The organism is Okeania sp. SIO2B9, assembly GCF_010672505.1.
In the GTDB taxonomy this organism is placed as follows: Bacteria; Cyanobacteriota; Cyanobacteriia; order Cyanobacteriales; family Microcoleaceae; genus Okeania; species Okeania hirsuta.
The window spans coordinates 1-1,462 of sequence record NZ_JAAHGK010001592.1; the positions used below are offsets into that span (position 1 = coordinate 1).

At 30.1% G+C, this 1,462-nt stretch carries 1 protein-coding gene and 1 pseudogene; one reads left to right on the forward strand and one right to left on the reverse strand.

Annotated features, from left to right (window positions below):
- Window positions 1-286 precede the first annotated feature (286 nt).
- Window positions 287-1,027: a hypothetical protein gene (locus tag F6K13_RS32920; protein ID WP_124144175.1), complete on the reverse strand. Its 741-nt coding sequence runs from the start codon at window positions 1,025-1,027 to the stop codon at window positions 287-289.
- A 100-nt stretch (window positions 1,028-1,127) separates the two neighbouring features.
- On the opposite strand from F6K13_RS32920, the pseudogene F6K13_RS32925 reads away from it, so the two are divergent.
- A pseudogene (locus F6K13_RS32925) lies at window positions 1,128-1,462 on the forward strand (ABC transporter); the annotation flags it as partial.

Below are 1,462 nucleotides of genomic sequence, written 5' to 3' on the forward strand. Positions count from 1 at the left end.
GTAGAGATGAAGGCAAAAATTATAATTATCTATGATCAATCAATACAGTTCAGACAAGATCAAAATTCATCTTATAGCCAATATCAAAATAAGCTCTTGCACATCACAGATTTGCAAAAAAAAATCCTAAACTTAACCGTATTCTCTGATAAAGCTTACTTGGTATAAGTATTTTTAATTATACCATAATAATCCTTACAGAAAGATACTGTAAGATGTTTTGCATTTTTTTTACTAATTATCTGATGCTTTGATTTAAGATATTTGTGAATGTTTTTTAGTATTATTAATTTAGTTTAAATGAATCTAAAAATTTTTCTACTGCTCCTGGAATTTCGTTTTCTGTTTCTATTTCACTGGCTCCAATCATATACAACCTTTTTCCTGCTAAGTAAACTCTGAATGTAATAGTTTCAACATTATTTGTCAGTACAAATTCTCGCCCTAAAAATCTTTCTGAGTTGTAGGAATCATTTCTACTCAATTCAAAATCTGTAACATCAATAATTTTGTGTTGTACTCTTACTAATATATCTTGCTTATCAGCCAATTGTTTACTATTTAAAACGTCAGAATAAGCAACGACAAATCTTGCTGATTCGGGATGACTTGCAAATACTTTAAAATTAATATTTCCATTCTCAGTTTCAATAATTTCTTTCTCGGCCGTCATTCCACCTGTAGGCATCCAGATGGTAAAATCACCTTCTTTAAAAATAAATTTTTGCCATTCTATCTGCCCAGATTCAATGGTTAATACAGATTGGGGTTTTTGTGTTTCGACCTGTTTCATTTCCTGCTCTATCTGTAGTCGTCCTTTTTCAAAAAAATCTGGACGGTTATTCAAGGAAAAACGAGCTTGTTTGTCTATAGTTTGCCTAGAATTATATAATTTAAAGTCCCAATTACTACAGCTAGTATTGAAAACAGCTATGATTGCGATTAAGAATAAATTAAGAATTGAGGATTGTCTTAAGGGAACAGCGATAATAGTTTGATATTTTTTATCTATTTTGAAATTGTTCATAGTTCATTCATTTAGACTGGCAATATTGACATTATACTTAATATTAACTATGTTAGGATAATTCGAGTTTTTATTTATACAAAATTATAGGAATTTAATCTTGTCAAAAAAAACATTTAAATCAAAACATCCTTTTTTACGTTTGCTTAACTATGGAAGTAGTTATCGTACTCAAATTTGGCAAGCTACTATCTGCTCGATTTTAAATAAAATTTTCGACCTGGCACCTCCAGTTTTAATTGGGGCAGCAGTTGATGTTGTTGTGAAACAAGAAGATTCTCTGATTGCTCAATGGGGAATTCAAGATATTTTTGGACAACTTGTAATTTTAACATTTCTGAGTTTAATTGTTTGGGGATTAGAATCAATTTTTCAATATGCTTATGAGCGAGTTTGGCGCAGTTTAGCTCAGAATATTCAGCATGATTTACGCAT